This window comes from Marinimicrobium sp. (assembly GCF_002695945.1).
GTDB classification, from domain to species: Bacteria; Pseudomonadota; Gammaproteobacteria; order Pseudomonadales; family Cellvibrionaceae; genus Marinimicrobium; species Marinimicrobium koreense.
Genome location: NZ_NZQP01000011.1, coordinates 19,891 through 41,257 on the forward strand (window position 1 = coordinate 19,891; position 21,367 = coordinate 41,257).

13 protein-coding genes and 2 pseudogenes are annotated in these 21,367 nt (G+C 60.2%); 13 read left to right on the forward strand and 2 right to left on the reverse strand.

All coding sequences use genetic code 11. From position 1 onward, the window contains the following. The first annotated feature begins 35 nt into the window (after positions 1-35). From CMG77_RS00845 to CMG77_RS16060, 9 genes and pseudogenes are all read left to right on the forward strand, one after another. Positions 36-968 carry a MotY family protein gene (locus tag CMG77_RS00845; RefSeq protein ID WP_502691709.1) on the forward strand — a complete coding sequence of 311 codons (933 nt, stop codon included), beginning with the start codon at positions 36-38 and terminating at the stop codon, positions 966-968. Between the two features lie 197 nt (positions 969-1,165). Next, on the forward strand, positions 1,166-2,512 hold the full coding sequence (locus CMG77_RS00850; RefSeq protein ID WP_502691710.1) for a Do family serine endopeptidase: 1,347 nt from the start codon (positions 1,166-1,168) through the stop codon (positions 2,510-2,512). 183 nt (positions 2,513-2,695) lie between these two features. Further along, on the forward strand, positions 2,696-4,495 hold the full coding sequence (gene lepA / locus CMG77_RS00855; protein WP_286903443.1) for a translation elongation factor 4: 1,800 nt from the start codon (positions 2,696-2,698) through the stop codon (positions 4,493-4,495). A gap of 22 nt (positions 4,496-4,517) precedes the next feature. Further along, positions 4,518-5,399, forward strand: a pseudogene (gene lepB, locus CMG77_RS00860) (signal peptidase I). Positions 5,400-5,430: 31 nt separating this feature from the next. Next, positions 5,431-5,847, forward strand: a complete 417-nt coding sequence (locus tag CMG77_RS00865; protein ID WP_286903444.1) for a DUF4845 domain-containing protein — start codon at positions 5,431-5,433, stop codon at positions 5,845-5,847. Then, entirely contained in the window at positions 5,847-6,551 is a 705-nt protein-coding gene (gene rnc, locus CMG77_RS00870) for a ribonuclease III (RefSeq protein WP_286903445.1), read from the forward strand. Before CMG77_RS00865 ends, rnc begins: the two co-directional genes overlap by 1 nt. 3 nt (positions 6,552-6,554) lie before the next feature. Next, positions 6,555-7,454, forward strand: coding sequence for a GTPase Era (gene era, locus CMG77_RS00875; RefSeq protein WP_286903446.1), 900 nt, complete (start codon positions 6,555-6,557; stop codon positions 7,452-7,454). 15 nt (positions 7,455-7,469) lie between these two features. Next, positions 7,470-8,189 carry a DNA repair protein RecO gene (gene recO, locus CMG77_RS00880; RefSeq protein ID WP_286903447.1) on the forward strand — a complete coding sequence of 240 codons (720 nt, stop codon included), beginning with the start codon at positions 7,470-7,472 and terminating at the stop codon, positions 8,187-8,189. Between the two features lie 128 nt (positions 8,190-8,317). Then, complete coding sequence (locus CMG77_RS16060; protein ID WP_502691707.1) at positions 8,318-10,501, forward strand: galactose-1-epimerase; 2,184 nt, start codon at positions 8,318-8,320, stop codon at positions 10,499-10,501. 671 nt (positions 10,502-11,172) lie between these two features. Here the strand turns inward: CMG77_RS16060 and CMG77_RS00890 are convergent. Both CMG77_RS00890 and CMG77_RS00895 read right to left on the reverse strand, forming a co-directional pair. Beyond that, positions 11,173-12,804, reverse strand: a complete 1,632-nt coding sequence (locus CMG77_RS00890; RefSeq protein ID WP_286807466.1) for a sodium:solute symporter — start codon at positions 12,802-12,804, stop codon at positions 11,173-11,175. A gap of 142 nt (positions 12,805-12,946) precedes the next feature. Continuing rightward, on the reverse strand, positions 12,947-15,745 hold the full coding sequence (locus CMG77_RS00895; RefSeq protein WP_286807465.1) for a response regulator: 2,799 nt from the start codon (positions 15,743-15,745) through the stop codon (positions 12,947-12,949). 148 nt (positions 15,746-15,893) lie between these two features. Between CMG77_RS00895 and cysM the strand changes: the two genes are divergently transcribed. The 4 genes and pseudogenes from cysM to mazG all read left to right on the forward strand — a co-directional run bounded on the left by cysM (position 15,894) and on the right by mazG (position 21,348). Then, complete coding sequence (cysM, locus tag CMG77_RS00900) at positions 15,894-16,793, forward strand: cysteine synthase CysM (RefSeq protein WP_286807464.1); 900 nt, start codon at positions 15,894-15,896, stop codon at positions 16,791-16,793. Continuing rightward, a pseudogene (locus CMG77_RS00905) lies at positions 16,790-18,160 on the forward strand (methyltransferase domain-containing protein). Before cysM ends, CMG77_RS00905 begins: the two are co-directional and overlap by 4 nt. A 59-nt stretch (positions 18,161-18,219) precedes the next feature. Further along, a complete protein-coding gene (gene relA / locus CMG77_RS00910) occupies positions 18,220-20,457 on the forward strand; it encodes a GTP diphosphokinase (RefSeq protein ID WP_286903448.1) in 2,238 nt (745 codons plus the stop codon). A gap of 84 nt (positions 20,458-20,541) precedes the next feature. Further along, positions 20,542-21,348, forward strand: coding sequence for a nucleoside triphosphate pyrophosphohydrolase (gene mazG / locus CMG77_RS00915; protein ID WP_286807458.1), 807 nt, complete (start codon positions 20,542-20,544; stop codon positions 21,346-21,348). Positions 21,349-21,367: the final 19 nt, after the last annotated feature.

Here is a 21,367-nt window from a genome sequence, read left to right on the forward strand (position 1 = left end):
ATGAGTGTGAGACAGCCGATGAGCGATAACCCATGATGACGCCTTCAGGGCCCCGTGTTGTGCCGCAGTACCGCAATAACGTCCGGTGGGTACCGCTATGGTGTCTGCTGTCGGCATGCGTGCTGGTGGTTGGGGCGCGAGCCGAGCAGTTTCGCGGTCCGGTTGCCGACGCAAGCTGGCACTTGGACGCGTCCGTGTTCGAGTGTCGTCTGGTTCAGCCTATTCCCCGGTTTGGCAGCGCGGTATTTACCCGTCGGGCGGGCGAGGCGCAGCGGTTTGTGTTGCAGCAGGCCAACCGGCATCTGGCAAACGGTGAGGCTCAGATCCGCTCCGAGCACCCCGAGTGGCGCGAGACCGCTCAGCCCGAGGCGTTGGATGCGGTATCGGTGCAGTCCGGCGCCCAGCCTCTGGTTGTGGACTGGCAGCGCTCCCAGCGGCTGGCGGCGGAGTTGCGCACCGGGCGACGCCTGATCATTTCTTATGCCCCCTGGGATGGACGCGAGCAAATGGCGGAAATNGTGCTCGAGCCGGTGGGATTCCGCGCGGGTATGGATGGNTTTAACGACTGTCTGTCCGGATTGTTACCGGTCAACTTTGATCAGGTGCAGCGCAATGCCCTGTACTTTCCCGCCGGTTATGTCGACCTTCCCGAGTCCGAGCTGGAAAAGCTGGACCGCATCGCGCTGTACGCCTCGGCNGATGATCGGGTAACCCATTTCTACGTGGATGGTCATACGGATGGCCTCGGACTCAGAGCCGAAAATCTCGAGCTGTCCCGGGAACGGGCGGAAATGGTTACCCAGTATCTGGTTGAGCGAGGCGTTCCCGAGCAAAAAATCATCACCCGCTGGCACGGAGAGCGCTATCCGGTTGGTTCGAATCGCGACCCGGNAGGTCGGGCCGAAAACCGGCGGGTTACGGTCCGTCTCGAGCGCCGGGACGAGCGCCTGTCTGCCCGGACAGATTGACCCCTCTCAGTTGCCCTTGACCTTTCNATATCCGCCCTCATTGTCGATNCNGACANATCAATNTAACGANCCATGGAATTTATGATGCCAGCTTCAGTCAAAGCTGGCGCTATCCATTGAACTTACCGTTATTGACTTGAGAGGAATGGTTCATGCCCCATACGAAGGTGTCCCGTTCGCCGCTGGCGGTTTATCTGATGAGTCTGNTCTGCCTGTTCGCGCTGGCATTGCCGGCACAGGCGCGCGACCTGCCGGATTTCACCGAGCTGGTGGAAGCGCATTCTCCCGCCGTGGTCAAAATTACGACTCAGGGCCGCGTAGAAACCGGGAACCGGATTCCCTATCAGGAAGACATTCCGGATATGTTCCGGGAATTTTTTGAACGGCGCATGCCCCAGGAGCGGGATGTGCGTTCCATGGGATCCGGGTTTGTGATCTCTGAAGATGGTTACATTCTGACCAACTATCACGTCATCGAAAACGCTGACAATATCTACGTGCGCCTGATCGACCGGCGAGAGTATACCGCCGAGGTGATCGGTACGGACGCCCGGTCTGATCTCGCCCTGTTGAAGGTGGATGCCGACGATNTGCCGTATCTGCGCTTTGCGGACTCCGATAGTGTCAAGGTCGGGGAATGGGTGCTGGCCATCGGCTCGCCCTTTGGNCTGGATTACTCGGTCAGCTCCGGGATCATCAGNGCCATTGGTCGCAGCATNCCCGGCCCGAACAACGATACCTATGTACCGTTCATTCAGACGGACGTGGCGATCAATCCGGGTAACTCCGGCGGTCCGCTGTTCAACCTCGACGGCGAAGTGGTGGGTATCAACTCCCAGATTTACACCCGCTCCGGTGGCTCCATCGGCCTGTCGTTCGCCATTCCGGCGGGGCTGGCCAAAGAAGTGGTGGCTCAGTTGAAAGACAAAGGCCGGGTGGANCGCGGNTGGCTCGGCGTGGTAATCCAGGGCGTGAATCGGGACCTGGCCCAGTCNTTTGGCCTGCGCCGGGCCACCGGGGCNCTGATTTCCAATATGGATCCCGAGGGTCCGGCGGCCCGCTCCGGCCTGGAAGTGGGCGATATNATTCTCNANTTTGACGGTCGCACCATCGGTGAGTCCGGNGATCTGCCCCCGCTGGTGGGGCGTACCGAGCCCGGCTCGGAAGTGCCCGTGGTGGTGATGAGACGGGGCGATGAGCGCACCATTGATGTGGAAATCGGCNTGTTGCCGGACCGGGACGGTCAGGTGGCCGANAGCGGCCCGGATGCCNCCNCNACGGGAGACCCCCTCGGCCTGATGGTGGAGGCGTTNCCCTCCGATGCCCANGAGNCCGGGGTNNTGGTGACCCGNGTNACTCGCGGTAGTGCCGCCGCCGGTGCCGGCTTGCGTCCCGGCGATATTATNACNCAGNTGGGNTATGANANNGTNGACTCNGTGAGNCGCTANCGGGCTCTGGTCAGCGATCTGCCCAAAGACAAGCCGGTNGCCGTGCGCTTCCTGCGCGATGGGCAGCCGGCGTTTACCACCCTGCGGATTGAGTAGCCCTGNACAAACCGGCCCAGGGACGGGCTGGCTGGCCGGGCTCCCCATAGCCGGGGTCAGCCAAATACGCTAAACTGGCCGCCTTTGTCCGGCGGCTCCATCGGGCTCCGGTAGTGCCCCCAACGGGCACCCGGCCCCTCCCGCCGTTTTGCCAACCGCACCAACCTAAGAATTTGACGCCCAGTGACTGATCTCAGCCATATCCGCAACTTTTCCATCATCGCCCACATTGACCACGGTAAATCCACCATCGCCGACCGCTTCATCCAGGTCTGCGGCGGTCTGACCGATCGGGAGATGGCCGAGCAGGTGCTCGACTCCATGGACCTGGAGCGCGAGCGGGGCATCACCATCAAGGCTCAGAGCGTGACCCTGAGCTATAAAGCCCGTGATGGCAAAACCTACCAGCTCAACTTTATTGACACCCCGGGGCATGTGGACTTTTCCTACGAAGTCTCCCGCTCCCTGTTTGCCTGTGAAGGGGCGCTGCTGGTGGTGGATGCCGGTCAGGGGGTGGAAGCCCAGTCCGTGGCCAACTGCTACACCGCCATCGAGCAGGGGCTGGAAGTGATTCCGGTNNTGAACAAGATGGATCTGCCCCAGGCCGAGCCCGAGCGCGTGGCCCAGGAAATTGAAGACATCATCGGGATCGAGGCCACCGAAGCGGTGCGCTGCAGCGCCAAGTCCGGCGTGGGCATCGAGGATGTTCTGGAAGAACTGGTGCGGCTGGTACCGCCGCCGGAAGGGGATGTGGACGCCCCGCTGCAGGCGCTGATCATTGACTCCTGGTTCGACAAATACATGGGCGTGGTCTCGCTGGTGCGGGTCAAGCAGGGCACCCTCAAGGTCAAAGACAAAATCATCACCAAGTCCATCGGCAAGTCCCACGTGGTGGACAGCGTCGGCGTGTTCAATCCCAAGCTGACCAAGCTCAAGGAACTCAAGGCCGGCGAAGTGGGATTTGTGATTGCCGGTATCAAGGACATTCTGGGCGCGCCGGTGGGGGACACCCTGACCCACGCCAATACGCCGGAAACGCCCGCGTTGCCGGGTTTCAAGAAGGTCAAGCCGCAAGTGTATGCGGGCATGTTCCCGGTCGATGCCGATGACTTTGAGGATTTCCGCGAGGCCCTGTCCAAACTGACGCTNAACGATGCCTCCCTGTTTTTCGAACCGGAAAGCTCCGATGCCCTGGGTTTTGGTTTCCGCTGCGGCTTCCTCGGGATGCTGCACATGGAAATCATCCAGNNGCGACTGGAACGGGAATACGACCTGGACCTGATCACCACCGCGCCGACCGTGGTGTATGAAGTGATCACCACCAAGGGCGAGACGCTGTATGTGTCCAGCCCCTCGAACCTGCCCGATCCGGGCGAGATCGAAGAAATGCGCGAGCCGATTGTCGAGGCCAACATTCTGGTGCCCCAGGAGTATCTCGGCAATGTGATCACCCTGTGCAGTGAAAAACGCGGCATGCAGAAAGACATGCAGTACACCGGCACTCAGGTCACGCTGCGCTACGACATGCCGATGAACGAAGTGGTGATGGATTTCTTCGATNGGCTGAAGTCCGCCAGTCGCGGCTTCGCCTCGCTGGACTACAGCTTCGACCGGTTTGAACCGGCCAACCTGGTGCGCCTGGATGTGCTGATNAACGGTGATAAGGTCGATGCCCTGGCGTTGATCGTGCACCGGGATCACTCCCAGAGCATTGGTCGCTCGCTGGTTGAGAAAATGAAAGAACTGATTCCCCGGCAGATGTTTGATGTCGCCATTCAGGCGGCCATCGGTGGCAATGTGATTGCCCGCTCCACGGTCAAAGCCCTGCGCAAGAACGTGACCGCGAAGTGTTACGGCGGCGACGCCTCGCGCAAGAAAAAGCTGCTGGAAAAGCAGAAAGCCGGTAAAAAGCGGATGAAGCAGGTCGGCCGGGTGGAGATTCCCCAGGACGCCTTCCTCGCCGTACTGAAGGTTGATAACTGATAACCATAATCATGGAACGCTTATGAGCAGCATTAACTTACCCCTGATTCTGACCCTGGCAGTGTTCGTTACGGGGTTGGTCTGGTTGTATGACNCCCTGGTNNTGGCCAAGCCGCGCAAGCAGAANCTTGANGCGGTNGANAANCAGTTNGAGCGCGCNAACCTGGCGGACANACANCAGAANGANGCCTATCNGCAAGCGCTNGAGGCGGCGGGCAAGGANCCNGTGTGGGTCGANTACTCCAANTCCTTCTTNCCGGTGTTGGCNCTGGTNTTTGTGTTGCGCTCATTTATNGCNGAGCCGTTTCAGATTCCCTCGGGTTCNATGGAGCCCACCCTGGAAGTGGGTGATTTTATCGTGGTGAACAAGTTCACCTACGGTATCCGNNTGCCGGTGCTGAACAACGAAGTGATTCCGGTCAATAAACCCGAGCGTGGTGAAGTGATGGTGTTTTTCCCNCCNCACCAGCCNGAGACTTANTTCATCAAGCGNGTNATCGGGTTGCCCGGNGATACGGTGACCTANATNGANCACCANCTGACCATCAANGGNGAGCCGGTGGANGAAGANGTCGTNGANGTCAANCGNTCCGCCCGNCCGGCCTATCGNGTGGTCCGGGAAACTCTGGGTGATAACACCTATACTGTGCGCAAGCACCTGGAGCCCAGCCGCTACAGNCGGTACGGTTCCTGGGTNGTGCCCGAGGGGCACTACTTCATGATGGGNGATAACCGNGATGGCAGTCACGACAGTCGGGGNTGGAACGAANTCAACCCCGGNAATGGCCCGGANCTGAGNTTTGTATCGGANGATGCCATTGTNGGTAAGGCGTTCGCCATCTGGATGCACTGGGATTCCNTGTTCAGTGTGCCGAGCTTCGAGCGCGCNGGCGCCATCCATTAACCGTTAGGCGTTCACCAAAGAGGGCGTACGCATGCAATTTCGACAATCTCAACGCGGCATTTCTACCCTTGGGTTCGTATTTGTGGTGCTGGTCGTCGTGGCCGTGCTGTTTACCGCCTTCAAGGTGGTGCCGGTTTACGCCGAGAACCGTTACATTACCGCGGCCCTCAAGTCGTTGGCCAGGAATAACAATGACCTGTTCAGCATGAGCCCGTCGGATATTCGCTCCCAGCTCACCAAATTCTATACGGTCAACAATGTCCGTACCGAAGGCCGGCGCAATATTGATATTGATAAGCGCGCCAGTAAGGTGTTGATCACCATCGCCTACGAAGAGCGGATTCCCTTCATCCATAACATTGAGCTGGTATTCACCTTCAATAATCAGCTCGACAGCTCTGCCCCTGAGCGGTGCTGTAAACCCCTAGAAAGCAACAGTGGTAATTAGTGTCCGACCTTCTCAAACAACGCTTGCAGGCCCGCTTGGGTTACGAGTTTCGTGACCCGGCCCAGCTTGACCTGGCACTGACCCATCGCAGTCACGGTGCCCGCAATAACGAACGCCTGGAATTCCTGGGTGATTCCATCCTCAACTTCATTATCGGTGAGGCGCTCTACCGGCAGTTTCCTGAGGCAAGGGAAGGGCAGTTGAGCCGTTTGCGCTCCCAGATGGTCAAAGGAGAAACCCTGGCCATGTTGGCGCGCGAGTTTGAGCTCGGCGAATGCCTGCGCTTGGGCGAAGGGGAAATGAAAAGTGGTGGCCACCGCCGCGAGTCGATTCTCGCCGATACGGTGGAAGCCCTGATCGGGGCCATTTACCTGGAATCCGGCTTTCAGGTCTGTGCTGAACGAGTCAATGCCTGGTACCAATCCCGCCTTCAGGCACTTTCCCTGGCTCAGCCCGCCAAGGATGCCAAAACCCGCTTGCAGGAATTTCTCCAGGCGCACAAGCTGCCGCTGCCGGAATATGACGTGGTCGAGGTGGAGGGCGAGGCCCATGCGCACCAGTTTACGATCGAGTGCCGGGTGACGCCCATCAAGGAAGCCGTTCGGGCCCAGGCCAGCAGTCGGCGAGTGGCCGAAAAACAGGCGGCGGCGGAAATGCTGGAAAAGTTGCAGAAAATCACCCTCAAACCGAAGCGCAAGGGTTAGGCCATGACAGATTCAAAACAACGTTGCGGCTATGTGGCCATTGTGGGCCGCCCCAATGTGGGCAAATCCACACTGCTCAACCATATGCTCGGCCAGAAGGTCAGCATCACCTCCCGCAAGCCCCAGACGACCCGGAACAATGTTCAGGGCATCAAGACNGANGGCGANACCCAGATCGTCTTTGTCGATACACCGGGGCTGCATCGGGCGGAAACCAAGGCCATCAACCGCTACATGAACCAGGCGGCAACCACCGCCATCAAGGACGTGGATGTGGTGATTTTTCTGGTGGACCGACTGGCCTGGACCGAGGAAGACGAAATGGTGGCGCAGCGGCTGGAAAACCTTTCCTGTCCGCTGATTCTGGCCATCAACAAGGTCGACAAGATTGAACAGAAAGACACACTGTTGCCGCACCTGCAGAAGCTGAGCGAGCGGTTTCCCAAGGCGGAAATGATCCCGCTGTCCGCGTTGCGCAACACCAACCTGGATCGGCTCGAGGACTTGATTGTCGAGCGGTTGCCGGAGGGGATACACCTGTTTCCGGAAGATCAGCTGACGGACAAAAGCTCGCGCTTCATGGCAGCGGAAATGGTGCGTGAAAAAATCACCCGCCAGCTGGGTGATGAGCTTCCCTATCAGATGGCGGTGGAAATCGAAGAGTTCAAAGACGATGGCCGGATTCTGCACATCTCCGCTGTGGTGCTGGTGGAGCGGGATGGCCAGAAGCGTATTCTGATTGGCGACCGTGGCGAGCGTATCAAGCAGATTGGTCAGCAGGCCCGACTGGATATGGAAAAACTGTTTGATCAGAAGGTGATGCTCAAGCTCTGGGTCAAAGTGAAATCGGGTTGGTCCGATGACAGCCGCGCCCTGCGCAGTCTGGGTTACGACGACCTGTAACGGCGGGGGCGCGNNATGCGCATNGAGTTCCAGCCCGCNTATGTATTGCACACCCGTCCNTACCGGGANACCAGCCTGTTNCTGGATCTNTTGACGCCGGATTNTGGCCGGATTGGCGCCGTCGCCAANGGGGTGCGCCGGGGTAAAAGCCAGCGTCGCCCCTTGCTCAACCCCTTCATTCCCATACTGGTCTCGCTCGGTGGCCGNAGCAGCCTGAAAACCCTCACGGCGGTGGAGGCGGANGGTATCGGNCATCGGCTGGCCGGCCTGTCGCTCTACAGTGGCTTTTACGTCAATGAGCTGATTGTNCGTCTGCTCGGAGAGCAGGANCCCAACCCNGATCTGTTTGACGATTACCGNTGGACGATGAATGCCCTGTCCACCAACCCGGCGGATGCCTCGCCNGAGCCGGTATTGCGTCAGTTCGAGTGGCGCCTGCTGGANGGNNTGGGNTANGGGATCAGCTTTACCGAGGANGCGGACACCGGCGAACCGGTGCGCGCCGACGCTCTCTATCGCTTCGACCCCGAAGCCGGCTTCATTCCCACCTANAGTAGCCGTGANCCGCAGGANACNCCCAAGCTGTTTGTGGGNNCGGACCTGCTGGCCTGCGCCCAGGCCGACTTTTCCGAGCCNCAGACNCTGATGACCGCCAAGCGCCTCAGCCGACTGATGCTGCACCCGCTGTTGGGGAGTAAGCCATTGAAAAGTCGGGACCTGTTCCGCCCGGCCTGATGGTAGNGGCATCGCTTTGGGCTGCTTTGCAACCGGTGCCAAAGCTAATTATTGTATTATAATAGGGCGTTTCGTAGAATGACCGGTACGAATAACGCTGATAACGACAACGATAGAAGGTATGGATTATGACGAGTATCTCTCCTCTGCGACAGCTGTTGGCCGGGGGCGCCCTGGTGGCTGCCGGACTGGGCCTGGTTGCCTGTTCCGAGGCGCCTGANGAANCCTCCTCNGCCAACGCNANNGTCGACAACGGATTGCCTGAGTATCAGGTNCCCCTGGTCGANTTCGGGGCCGATCCCTGGATTCANCGCACCGAAGACGGTCAATATTACTTTATTTCCACCGCGCCGGAGTTNGANCGGATCGANCTGGTCACNGCCGANACNCTCAATGGNCTGGCNGACGCCGAGCCCAANGTGATCTGGCAGCGTCCGGACGAAGGNCCCACNGCNGGGAACGTCTGGGCACCGGANCTGCACCGTATTGATGGCGTCTGGTATGTGCANGTNGCGNTGGGNCACGGCGATCAACCNTTCCGCATGCGGATGCATGTNCTGTCGAANNCCAACGAAGACCCGATGACCGGNGAGTGGACCGACGAGGGNGCNATCGAGACNCCCTGGGAGAGCTTCTCCCTNGATGCCACNACCNTTGAGCACAANGGCAAGCGNTANCTGATNTGGGCCCAGNGNGATCAGCAGGNGCGNTACAATTCCGCNCTCTACCTGGCCGAAATGGACAGCCCNACGTCCATTACCGGNCCGGTGATCGCCATTACCGAGCCCGAGCTCGATTGGGAGCAGGTGGGCTACAAGGTCAANGAAGGNGCNNCGGTGCTCAAGCGCAACGGCCGGATTTTCGTGACCTANTCNGCNGCGGCCACGGATCACAACTATGCNGTGGGTCTGGTATGGGCGGATGACGACGCCGATCTGACCGATCCCGCCTCCTGGAANAAATCCCCCGAGCCGGTGTTCCACACCAACGAGTCTCTGGAGCGTTTCGGCCCCGGNCACAACAGCTTCACTGTGGCGGAAGANGGCGAGACGGACCTGATGGTCTANCACNCTCGCAGCTACAANGANCTNAAGGGCAANCCGCTGACCGATCCCAANCGCCACGCCCGGGTGCGGGTGATCGGATGGGATGAGGACGGNTTTCCGGAGTTCTANCAGAACCGNCCGGACAACCACCACCTGAACNCCGAGCAGTACGAAGATTCCANTGCGGACGCCTCTGAGTATGGCCGCGCNTANATCAGCAANGANTCGTTNGGCGAGNTGCCCGACGGCCGCGAAGTGANCCGNTTCACCCTGAACAATGGTGAAGGCATGGAGGTCAAGCTGATGAACTACGGNGGCATCATCACGCACCTGACCGTACCGGATCAGAACGGTGAGCTGGATAACGTGGTANTGGGNTTTGAGACGCTGAACGANTATCTGGAACAGAACCCGCCGTACTTCGGCGCGCTGATTGGNCGCTATGGCAACCGTATNGCCAACGGCCGNTTTGANCTGAACGGTGAGACCATCACGCTGGATCAGAACGACGGCGACAACCACCTGCACGGTGGGGTTGTGGGCTTTGATAAGAAGCTGTGGGACGCCANNTTTGTCTCCGACGAGCGGGGNCTGGCGGTCGAGCTGTTCCTGCTGAGCGAAGACGGGGATCAGGGTTATCCGGGTAATCTGGAAGTGACCACCCGTTATGTCCTGACCGATGATAACGAGCTGATCACGGAATTCCGCGCGGAAACCGACAAGGCGACGCCGGTGAACCTGACCCAGCANACNTACTTCAANCTNTCNGGTGAAGGCAAGATTCTGGATCACACTCTGCAGATCAATGCCGATCGCTACACNCCCGTGGACAGCGGNCTGATNCCNACCGGCGAGCTGGCACCCGTTGCCGGTACCCCGCTGGANTTCACCGAGCCCAAGCCGATTGGCNNNGACATNAANGCGGATCATCCACAACTGATGCGCGTGGGCGGTGGTTTTGACCACAACTTTATTTTGAACCGCGAGGGTCAGGATGGGTTGATCGTAGCGGCTCGTGCCGAAGATCCGAACACTGGCCGGGTGCTGGAAGTGTTGACCGAGGAGCCGGCGATTCAGTTCTATTCCGGTAATTTCCTGGACGGCTCGCTGTCCGATGGCGAGCGCGAGTTTGTCCTCCACGGCGGCTTCTGCCTGGAGCCCCAGCACTATCCGGATTCACCCAACCAGCCGGAATTCCCGAGCACCATTCTGGAGCCGGGTGAGGTGTATGAAACCAGCATGAGCTTCCGGTTTGATGTGAAGTAAAACGTTCGAAAGAACGGAGCGCATGAACCGCCCTTGGCTGTAGGCCTTGGGCGGTTTTTTTATTAGGAGGTTTTTTTACAGGTGCTTCGTCGCGGAGTGCTGCGGAAGGGTACACCGCTTTGGGACACGCTGTGAATACATCCCTGTACGCTCGATCACCCGCCGTCCAGGCGGGTGACGGTCCCAAAGCGGTGTACCCTTCCTCCGCCAGTGCCGAATTAGGCCGTGTTAGAAATAGATCATTTGGAATGCTTGGCTCCCACCTCCTCATGCTGCGTAGGGCGGGTAAGCGAAGCGCACCCGCCGTTACCCTTGCGTTACGCCACATCAATGTTCTGTATGGGTGTCCAAGTGCGGGAACGGCGGGTGCGCGCTTTGCGCTTACCACGCCCTACGCAGCCTGAGGAGTTTAAAATCGACGACCTCGACCCTCTCTATTTCTAACACGGTCTAATCCGGCACTGGCGGAGGGAGGGTGTCCCCCTTTGAGACCGTCGCCTGCCTGGATGACAGGCGATCGAGCCCCCATGGATGGGTTTACGGCGTGTCTCAAAGGGGGACACCCTCCCGCAGCACTCCACGACGAAGTAACCAAACAAAAAAACGGCCCACCCCAAAAGGTGAGCCGTTTTCGGAATGTTCATCGGCATCCTTGCCGAACGTTCAATGCCTTACCAGAACCGCATGTAAATGAAGGCGGTGATGCCGAGAATGATAACGGTGTGGATGATATCCCACTTATCAATGCCGGCCTTGATTTCGGCACGCTGTTCCTTACTGATCGACCCATAGGTCAGGCCGGCCACCTGCTCATCGCTGGCCTGACGGGTGAAGAAGCTCACCCCGATGACCAGCAGCACAATGGCAATAAACAGGACCGAGCAGAAGTACAGCCAGTTCAGGTCAACCATGCCCAGCCAGATACTGCCCTCGGGCAGGCTGTCTTCGAAGATGGTCAGCACCAGGCGCGTCATGCCGATCACGAAACCGGCGACCAGACCGGTGATACCGGCGGCGGGGGTGATTTTGCGAGAGAACACACCCAGCAGGAATACTGCGGCAATACCCGGGGCAATCAGCGACTGAACCAGCTGCAGATACTCATACAGTACATCGGCGATGGACTGCATGATCGGAATCCACAGAATACCCAGTGCGACCACGGCTACGGTGGCATAACGGCCCACTTTCACCAGGTGCTGTTCGCTCGACTGGGGCTTGTACTTCTTGTAGAAATCGATGGTGAACAGGGTCGCCGAGGAGTTGAACAGCGAGGCCAGGGAGCTCATTAGCGCTGCGATCAGACCACCGATCACAATGCCCTTGATACCCGAGGGCAGCAACTCGGTTACCAGCGTGGCAAAGGCCTGGTCCGCACTGGCCAGGTTGATCTGGCCCTGCTCGTGCAGTGCGTAGGCGATCATGCCCGGGAACAGGAAGATGAATACCGGCAGCAGCTTCAGGTAACCGGCGAAGATGGTACCGCGACGGGCGGCCTGAATGCCTTTGGCGGTCAGCACACGCTGAACAATGTACTGGTCAGTACACCAGTACCACAGACCGATGATGATGGAACCGCCGATCACGCCCAGCCAGGGGAATTCCGGATCGTCCAGTGGCCGCATCAGGCTCATGCGCTCAGCGTTGATGCGCTCCAGCTCTTCCATGCCGCCGACTTTATCCATGCCCACAAACAGGATGACCAGAGAACCCAGGATCAGGATCGGCGTCTGAATGACCGAGGTGACCAGAATGGCCTTCATGCCCCCGGCGACGGTGTACAGACCGGTAATCAATACCAGGCCCATGGCCGCGATCCAGAAGAAGTCGATGCCCCAGAGGGAATCGATACCCAGTACGGTTTTCAGTACCACGCCACCGGCGTAGACCGTGACCGACACTTTGGTCAGAACGTAACTGACCAGTGAGATGAACGAGAGGAAGGTGCGTGAGCTACTGGAGTAACGGCGCTCCAGGTACTCGGGCATGGTGTAGACCTTGGCGCTCCAGTAGAAGGGCGCAAACACCCAGCCGAGAAGGATGATAATCCACGACTGCAGTTCCCAGTGGGCCATGGCCATGCCTGTCTGGGCACCGGCGCCGGAGAGGCCGACCAGATGCTCGGAGCCGATATTGGAGGCGAAAATGGAGGCCCCGATTACCAGCCAGCCCGCATTGCGGCCCGCCAGGAAGTAATCGGTGGTGTCTTTTTCCTTCTCCATGAAGGACCAGACCACTACCCCAAGAAGAATCAGGAAGAACAGGCCGAGAACGGCCCAGTCCAGACCACTGAATGGAATCATCGTTATCTACCACCCTGGTTTTTTTAGGCTAAGAAATAGCGTTATTGGATGGCTCCCAAGGAAGGAACCTACTTATTAAAGTATTATCATATCATTTAAAGCAGCGGTCTGAGAATCACCGATTGCGCCGGAATCGGTAAATTTACGGGTCGACGTCGAATAAAGCGCTGATATCCCGCTCGTAAGCCCAGCGTAAAATCTCGTCCACCTCATTGTCGAGCGCCCTGATCGGGCTGGCGACTTGATCATACTGACGGGCCTGCAGTATTTTGTCGAGAAGGCCGCTGATCCGTTTCAGGCGGGGCACGCCGCAGTAGCAGCAGCTACCGTACAGTCGGTGCACCAACTCTTCCAGCTGCTCGAAATCCTGGTTGTCGAAGGCCTGGTTGATGGCGTCCCGCTCACCACCCAGGTTCTTGACCAGCATTTCCAGCATGTCCCGGGCCAGGGTCGGCTTGTGGTTGGCGAGCTTGAGGCACAGGGGAATGTCCACCGGGCTGGGCTGTTCATCCTCGGCCAGTTCAATGGCGGGCAGCCTGGGTTGGGTCGGCGTGCCGTGAACCGGGCCCTCCACGGCCTGACGCCCATTGAGCGGTACCCAGCGATTGACGATATGGGCCAACTGGTTTTCGCTGACCGGCTTGCTGACGCAGTCGTCCATACCGGCGATCAACAGTTCCGCTTTTTGTTCGGTCATAGAGTGGGCGGTGAGGGCAATGATCGGGGTGCGCCGCCGGGGGTGATCGATGCGCAGCCGTTTGGTGGTCTCGATGCCGTCCATGCCGGGCATCTGGATGTCCATGAAAATCAGGTCGAATTCCTGTTTCCGACACCATTCCAGTGCTTCCTTGCCGCTGGTGGCCAGTACCACTTCGGTGTTCAGACCGCGCAGCAGCTCTCCGGCCAGTTGCAGGTTGGCGGGATTGTCATCGACCACCAGAATGCGGGCGGCGGGTTTGCCGCCGGCGTTCGGGCCTTTGCTCTGGGCGTCGCCCGGGCGCTTCAGGGGAATGTCCATCTGCCGCGCCAGGGTCTCCAGCAATGCCTCGTAGCTGATCGGTTTATTGATGAAGGTGGTGCTGCAGGTGTCCACGCCCTGGCGGAACAGGCGCTGGTGTGCCGGGGTGCAGCAGGCGATCAGAATGCAGTCGAATTCGCGCCGCAGCTGTTGGGTCAGGCTTTCCAGCAGGGGCGCCTGGAGCTTGCGCTCGCTCGGTGCGATATCCATGAACACCAGGCGAAACGCATCGTCCCGCTCCTGGGCTTTGCGCAGGGCCGGGAAGATATCGTGAATGGAGGAGATGGTGTCCGTGTCGGCCTGCCACAGGTGCAGCAGTTGCTCCAGTTGGTGGCAGGACGGGGGGTTGTCGCTGCAGATCAGGGCCCGTTCTCCCAACAGCAGACGTTCGGCCGGGGTCTCCGGCAGACTCTTGTCGATACCCAGACGGGCGGTGAACCAGAACCGGGCCCCCTGCTCGGGCTGGCTCTCAACGCCGATTTCGCCGCCCATGCGTTCCACCAGTCCCTTACAGATCACCAGGCCGAGACCGGTGCCACCGTATTCCCGGGTGCTGGAGGTGTCCGCCTGGTTGAACGCGCTGAACAGCCGCTCTTTCTGTTCGGCGGTGAGGCCAATGCCGTTGTCACTGACGCTGACCTTGAGGGTGAGCTGGGTTTCCTGGCGGTTGATCAGGGCGGTGTGCACGACAATGTTGCCCTGCTGGCTGAACTTGATCGCGTTGCTCACCAGGTTGGTCAGCACCTGTTTGAAGCGCAGCGGATCACCGAGCAGGTGCAGCGGCAGGTTGTCGTCGAGCAGGGTCACCAGTTGCAGGTTTTTCTCGTGGGCATCCGGCGCCAGAATGTGTACGGCTTCCTCCACAACTTTGCGCAAGGGCAGGGGGACATAGTCCAGCGTCAGTTTGCCGGACTCGATTTTGGAGAAGTCCAGAATGTCGTTGATCACGGTCAGCAGGTTCTGGGAGGAGTCCCGGATGGTCTCCAGGTACTCTTTCTGCTGTTCGTCCAGGTCGGTTTTCAGGGCCAGATTGGTGAACCCGAGAATGCCGTTGAGCGGGGTGCGGATTTCGTGACTGGTGTTGGCCAGAAACTCTGATTTGATCCGGCTGGCTTCCAGGGCCTCCTTGCGGGCCATGTTCAGCTCGATATTCTGGATCTCAATGGTTTCCAGGGTCTCGCGCAGGTCCTCGGTGGACTGGTCGATGTTCACCTGCATATCCCGGTGAGCCTGTTCCAGGGATTCGGCGGTGTCGTTCACCGCTCGGGCCAGCTCGTCCAGCTCACGGCTTCCCATACTCGGTAGGCGGCGGTCCATCTGGCCGCGGGCCATGCCCTGGATTGTTTCCCGGATCTGGTTCAGTGGGCGCGTTAAGTGCTTGTAAAGACGGGTGGAGAACCACGCACACAGCGCCAGGCACACCAGCGTCAGTACCAGGGTAATCAGGATGGTCTGGTAACGCAGCACCAGAAACGGTGAGGCCAGCAGCTCCACCTCGATCCAGCCGGGCGATGGCGCGCCGTCCCGGCCCGGGACCGGATGGGCAAAGCGGATCGATTTGGGGGTTTCCCGCTGTTGGGGCTGGCTCAGGTCCGCCGGTGCGGGATTGACCAGCGGCAGCATGCGAGGCCCGCTGTGAATGGTGGTGCCGCTGTCTTTGAGATACAGCTCGACGGCCCGGATGTAGGGCTCTTCCAGAGAGGCCTGAATGACCGAGCGCATTAGGTCCGGGTCATTCCGGCTCAGGGTTTCGGCGCTGATTTCGGCCAGTTTCTCACTCAACGCGCCTCCGCGCTGGCTGACAAACTTGTTCAATTGCGCCAGATACAGGTAGGTCAGAGTGAAGGCGAGGATCAGGGTGACACCCAGGGCGGGGAAGAGTACCAGGCGCCATATCTGGGTTTTGATGTCGGTCAGTCTCATGGGGCTTGTTATCGTTTCCGTTCCGTGTGCGGCCAAGTCCGCTGGTTTGGTTTCACCTTAGCATATTCAGCGGTAGAATAGCGGGCTTTTGCGGGGTCTGTGAAGCGGTTCCCAGCCCCGTCCCATCGATGGTTATGGCGTTCAGATTATGGCGGTATCCCCTTTTCCGACGATTGTGTCCTGTGTTGGCAATACACCGCTGGTGCGCCTGCAGCGGCTGCCCGGCGACACCAGCAACGAGATTCTGGTCAAGCTCGAAGGCAATAACCCGGCGGGTTCGGTCAAGGACCGGCCGGCCCTGTGGATGATCCAGCAGGCTGAGGCCCAGGGATTGATCCAGCCGGGCGATACCCTGATCGAGGCCACCAGTGGCAACACCGGCATCGCCCTGGCGATGGTGGCGGCGATCAAAGGGTATCGGATGATCCTGATCATGCCCGATAACAGCACTCAGGAGCGCAAGGATGCCATGACGGCCTACGGCGCCGAGCTGATTCAGGTGACCGAGGAGGAGGGCATGGAAGGCGCCCGCGATCTGGCGCTGAGGATGCAGGCCGAGGGGCGTGGTCGGGTACTCGATCAGTTTGGCAACGCCTCCAACCCCCAGGCCCACTACGAGACCACCGGCCCGGAAATCTGGCATCAGACCGACGGGCGGATCACCCACTTCATCAGCTCCATGGGTACCACGGGGACCATCATGGGGTGCTCCCGCTATTTCAAGGAGCAGAATCCGAACATCGAAATCATCGGCCTGCAGCCGGATGAAAACGCCAAAATCCCGGGGATTCGCCGCTGGCCGGAAGCCTATCTGCCGAAAATTTACGACGCGTCCCGGGTCGACCATATCGTCAATATGCCCCAGCAACTGGCGGAGGAGACCATGCGGGCCCTGGCCCGTCAGGAGGGCATTTTTGCCGGGGTCTCTTCCGGCGGTTCGGTGGCGGCGGCGCTGGAGTTGAGCCGACACGTCAGCAACGCAGTGATTGTGGCCATCGTCTGTGATCGGGGCGATCGCTACCTGTCGTCCGGCGTATACCGGGCATGAGCCGCCGGCCACCCGCGCGTCCCGGTCGGCGACCCCGCTCGGGGCGCAAACCCCGGTTCCAACCCCGACACCTGCCCGATGCCCTGACCGTGGAACGCCTGAGCCACGACGGCCGGGGCATTGTCCGCTGGCAGGGCAAGACCCTGTTTGTCGCCGGCGCTCTGCCGGGGGAGTCGGTCCGCGTNCTNCTGGAAGGGGAGCAGAGCCGGTACGCCGANGGCTCCGCCGCCGAAGTGCTCNCGCCNGCNCCGGANCGGCAAANNCCGCCCTGTCCNNATTTTCGGGAGTGNGGCGGCTGTCAGTTGCAGCANGTGCGGCCCGNTNCGCAGCTCNCNTTCAAGCAGNAGGCCCTGCTGGACCAGTTGTCCCGGTGGGGNGGCGTNGTACCGCGCCAGGTCGCCCCCGCCATTGAATCCCCCAGCGAGGGCTATCGNCATCGGGCCCGCCTGGGCGTCTGGACGGACAAGCGCGGCCAGGTCACCCTCGGGTTTCGTCGNCGGGGCCAGCGGGANCTGGTGAGTATCGGGCACTGCGATGTGCTGGCNCCGGNNCTCAANGCCNTGATTGAACCNNTGAANCNNTGGCTGTCNGGNNTNCAGGCGCGCGGCGCCATCAGTCATATCGAGCTGATTCTGGCGAGTGAAGGGCCAGCGCTGGTNCTNCGGGAAATNAAAACNCTGAAAGACGCTGANNGNGANGCNCTGGNNANNGCNNTGCCCNNCGTCCCGCCGGAGCGGATCTGGCGCCANATCAACGACCAGAGCACGCTACTCACNNTGGGCGGAGAGCCCTGNGATCCCCGNCTGAGCTACGAGCTNCCTGANTTCGATCTCANCCTGGCGTTTCATCCCCAGGACTTCACCCAGGTGAATGCCGNGGTCAACCGCCGCATGGTNCNCCAGGCNNTGGACTGGTTGGCNCCNNGGCCNGGAGANCAGGTGCTGGACCTGTTTTGTGGCATCGGCAACTTTACGCTACCCTTGGCCCGCTCCGGCGCCCGGGTACTGGGGCTGGAGGGGGCCGCCAGCATGGTGAGCCGGGGCGANGAGAACGCCCNGCNCAATNNNCTGGAGGCNANCTTCGCCCAGGCCAACCTGGCCGACCCCAGCCCCGCCATGCGCCGCCGTTGGGGNANGCCGGATGCGGTGCTGATNGACCCNCCGNGNGANGGCGCGCGCGAGGTNNTGGACACAGTGATAAAACTCCGGCCGGGCCGNCTGGTCTATGTGTCCTGCAATCCCGCCACCCTGGCGNGGGATGCCGCCGAATTGGCCAAGTCGGGTTATGACTTGCAATCCGTCGGCGTGCTGGATATGTTCCCGCACACCGANCATGTGGAATCCATGGCGCTGTTCGAGCGCCGCTAACACCGACAGGACGATCTCCGGGCTTTTTGACGGNCGGGGGTCGAGGGTGAACAAGACCGATGGTAAAAGTTCGAGAAGACCATCCCGTTGCCGACGACGGCACCATTGANATTGANGCCTGGCTTGAGCGATTGCCCGGGGCGGCGGAGCGCTCAGAAGAAAGCCAGGCGCAGCTGCNCCGGGCCTGNGCCCTCAGNGCCGAAGCCGACCGGGTCAACACTCAGGTNGAGTATGACTGGGGCAGCAGTTGTCTGAGTATCGGGCTGGATATGGCNGAGTTGCTGGCGGATCTGCAACTGGATCAGGACACCCTGGTGGCNGCCATTCTCTACCGGGCGGTGCGCGAAGANCGCCTCACNCTTGANGCCGTCCAGAAAGCCTTTGGCGAGACGGTGGCCAAGCTGATCAANGGCGTATTGCGCATGGCCGCGATCAGCTATCAGCGNGGCGANGGNGACGAGCGGGTGTTCGGTCGGCAATCCGAAGAGCAGGCGGAAAATATCCGCAAGATGCTGGTGGCCATGGTCGATGATGTGCGCGTGGCGCTGATCAAGCTGGCCGAGCGCACCTGCGCCATACGCGCGGTCAAGGACNCAGGCNCCCAGCGGCGGCGGCAGGTCGCCCGGGAAGTGGCGGACGTCTACGCCCCCCTGGCNCANCGNNTGGGCATTGGCCACATCAAGTGGGAACTGGAAGACCTGGCCTTNCGCTANCTGGAGCCGGCGGATTACAAGCGCATCGCCACACTGCTGGATGAGCGGCGGCTGGCGCGCCAGGAATACATCGACAACGTCCTGANGGTGTTGCGCGATGAGNTGAAAGACGCCCATATTGACGGTGAGGTCACCGGCCGGGCCAAGCACATTTACAGCATCTGGCGGAAGATGCAGCGCAAGGGCATCAGCTTCTCCCAGGTGTACGACATTCGGGCCGTGCGCATACTGGTGCCCACCGTGCGCGACTGCTACACCGTGCTGGGTATCGTGCACAGTCAGTGGCGCAACATCCCCCACGAGTTCGATGACTACATCGCCTCGCCCAAGGAAAATGGCTACCGGTCACTGCATACCGCGGTCATTGGTCCGGACAACAAAGTACTGGAAATTCAGATCCGCACCTTCGCCATGCACGATGAGGCGGAGCTGGGGGTGTGTGCCCACTGGCGCTATAAAGGTACCGATACCGATGCCAGTGAAAAAAGCTACGAACAGAAAATTGCCTGGTTGCGTCAGGTGCTCGAGTGGCACGACGAGTTGGGCGGCGACGGCCAGCCGCTCAAGGAAGGCCTGCGCGCGGTAGATCAGGACCGCATCTACGTGTTTACCCCGGAAGGCCACGTGGTGGATTTGCCCAAAACCGCCACCCCGCTGGATTTTGCCTACCGCATTCACACGGATGTGGGTCATCGCTGTCGCGGTGCCAAGGTCAACAACCGTATCGTGCCCCTGAACTATCACCTGAATACCGCCGATCAAGTGGAAATTCTCACCGGCAAGCGGGAGGCGCCCAGCCGGGATTGGCTGTCGCCGGCACTGGGCTATATCAACACCGCCCGGGCCCGGGCCAAGGTGCAGCACTGGTTCAAGGTGCAGGCACGGGACCAGAACATTGCCGAAGGTCAGGCGCTGTTGGATCGGGAATTCAAACGGTTGGCGCTGCTGGATCTGGATTTCGAAGCCCTGGCCCACAAACTGAATATGCAGAGTCTGGACGACCTCTACGCCGCGGTAGGCGCCAGCGATATCGGTGTCGGTCAGGTACTGAGTGCCGCTCAGCGACTGCTCAAGGCCTCGCGCCCGGAAGAGCTGGTCATCCCGTTCAAGGCCAAATCCGGCAAACGCAAGAAAGATTCGGATGTCTACATCGAAGGTGTGGGCAACCTGCTCACCCAGATTGCCAGTTGCTGTAACCCGGTCCCCGGGGATGCCATTACCGGCTATATCACCCTGGGTAAAGGCGTGTCCATTCACCGACAGGATTGCAGCAACATCTTGCAGCTTCAGGCCGATGAACCCCAGCGGATCATCAAAGTGTCCTGGGGTGAGACGCCTCAGAGCAGCTACTCGGTGGATATCATCATCGAAGCCTACGACCGTCAGGGGCTGCTGCGGGACATCACCACACTGCTGGACAGCGAACGTATCAACATCAGCGCCATGCAGACGCTGTCCGACAAGCGCAAGAACACCGTGGATATGCTGGTCAGCGCCGAGATTCGAAGCATCGATGAACTGAGCCGAATCCTCACGCGCCTCAACCAGCTACCCAACATTGCCTCGGCCCGCCGCAAACACTAAGCGCTGGCACCAAAACAACCCGTAGGGCGGATAAGGCCAACGGCCGCATCCGCCGCAACCCAAACACTCGGGACCATCACAATCATGCCTCACACTGTAGACGACTTACTCTACCTCATGTCCCGCCTGCGCGAGCCCAACACCGGCTGCCCCTGGGACCTGAAGCAGTCCTACCGCACCATCGCCCCCTCCACCCTGGAAGAGGCCTACGAAGTGGTGGACACCATCGAGCGGGGCGACTATGACCATCTGCGCGAAGAGCTCGGAGATCTGCTGTTTCAGGTGATTTTCTACAGCCAACTGGGCAAGGAAGAGGAGCGCTTTGATTTCGGCCAGATCGTTGATGGCTTGGTGAGCAAACTGATTCGCCGTCACCCGCATGTCTTCCCCGATGGCACCCTGGACAGTCGCGTGGACGACCAGGCCTCATTGCCGGCGGATGTCAAACAGCGCTGGGAGGCCATCAAACAGCAGGAGCGGGAAGAGAAGGGCGTGCGGGGTGTACTCGACGACGTGCCCCTGAATCTCCCGGCCCTCAGCCGCGCGGCCAAATTGCAAAAACGCGCCGCCAACGTCGGCTTCGATTGGCCGGACGTCCGCGGTCCCCTGGGTAAAATCCGGGAGGAGACCGACGAGTTGACCGAGGCGCTGGAGGCCGGCGACCAGGCTCACCTGACCGAAGAGCTGGGCGACCTGCTGTTCGCCGTCACCAATACCGCCCGCCACCTGAAGATCGACCCCGAAGCGGCTCTGCGTCAGGCCAACCGCAAGTTTGAGCAGCGCTTCCGCTACGTCGAGCAGAATGCCGAGGGAAATCTGAACGATCACTCTCTCGAAGCCCTCGATACCCTCTGGAACCAAGCCAAAACCCAACCCCGTAGGTCGGATTAGCGCAAAGCGCGTAATCCGA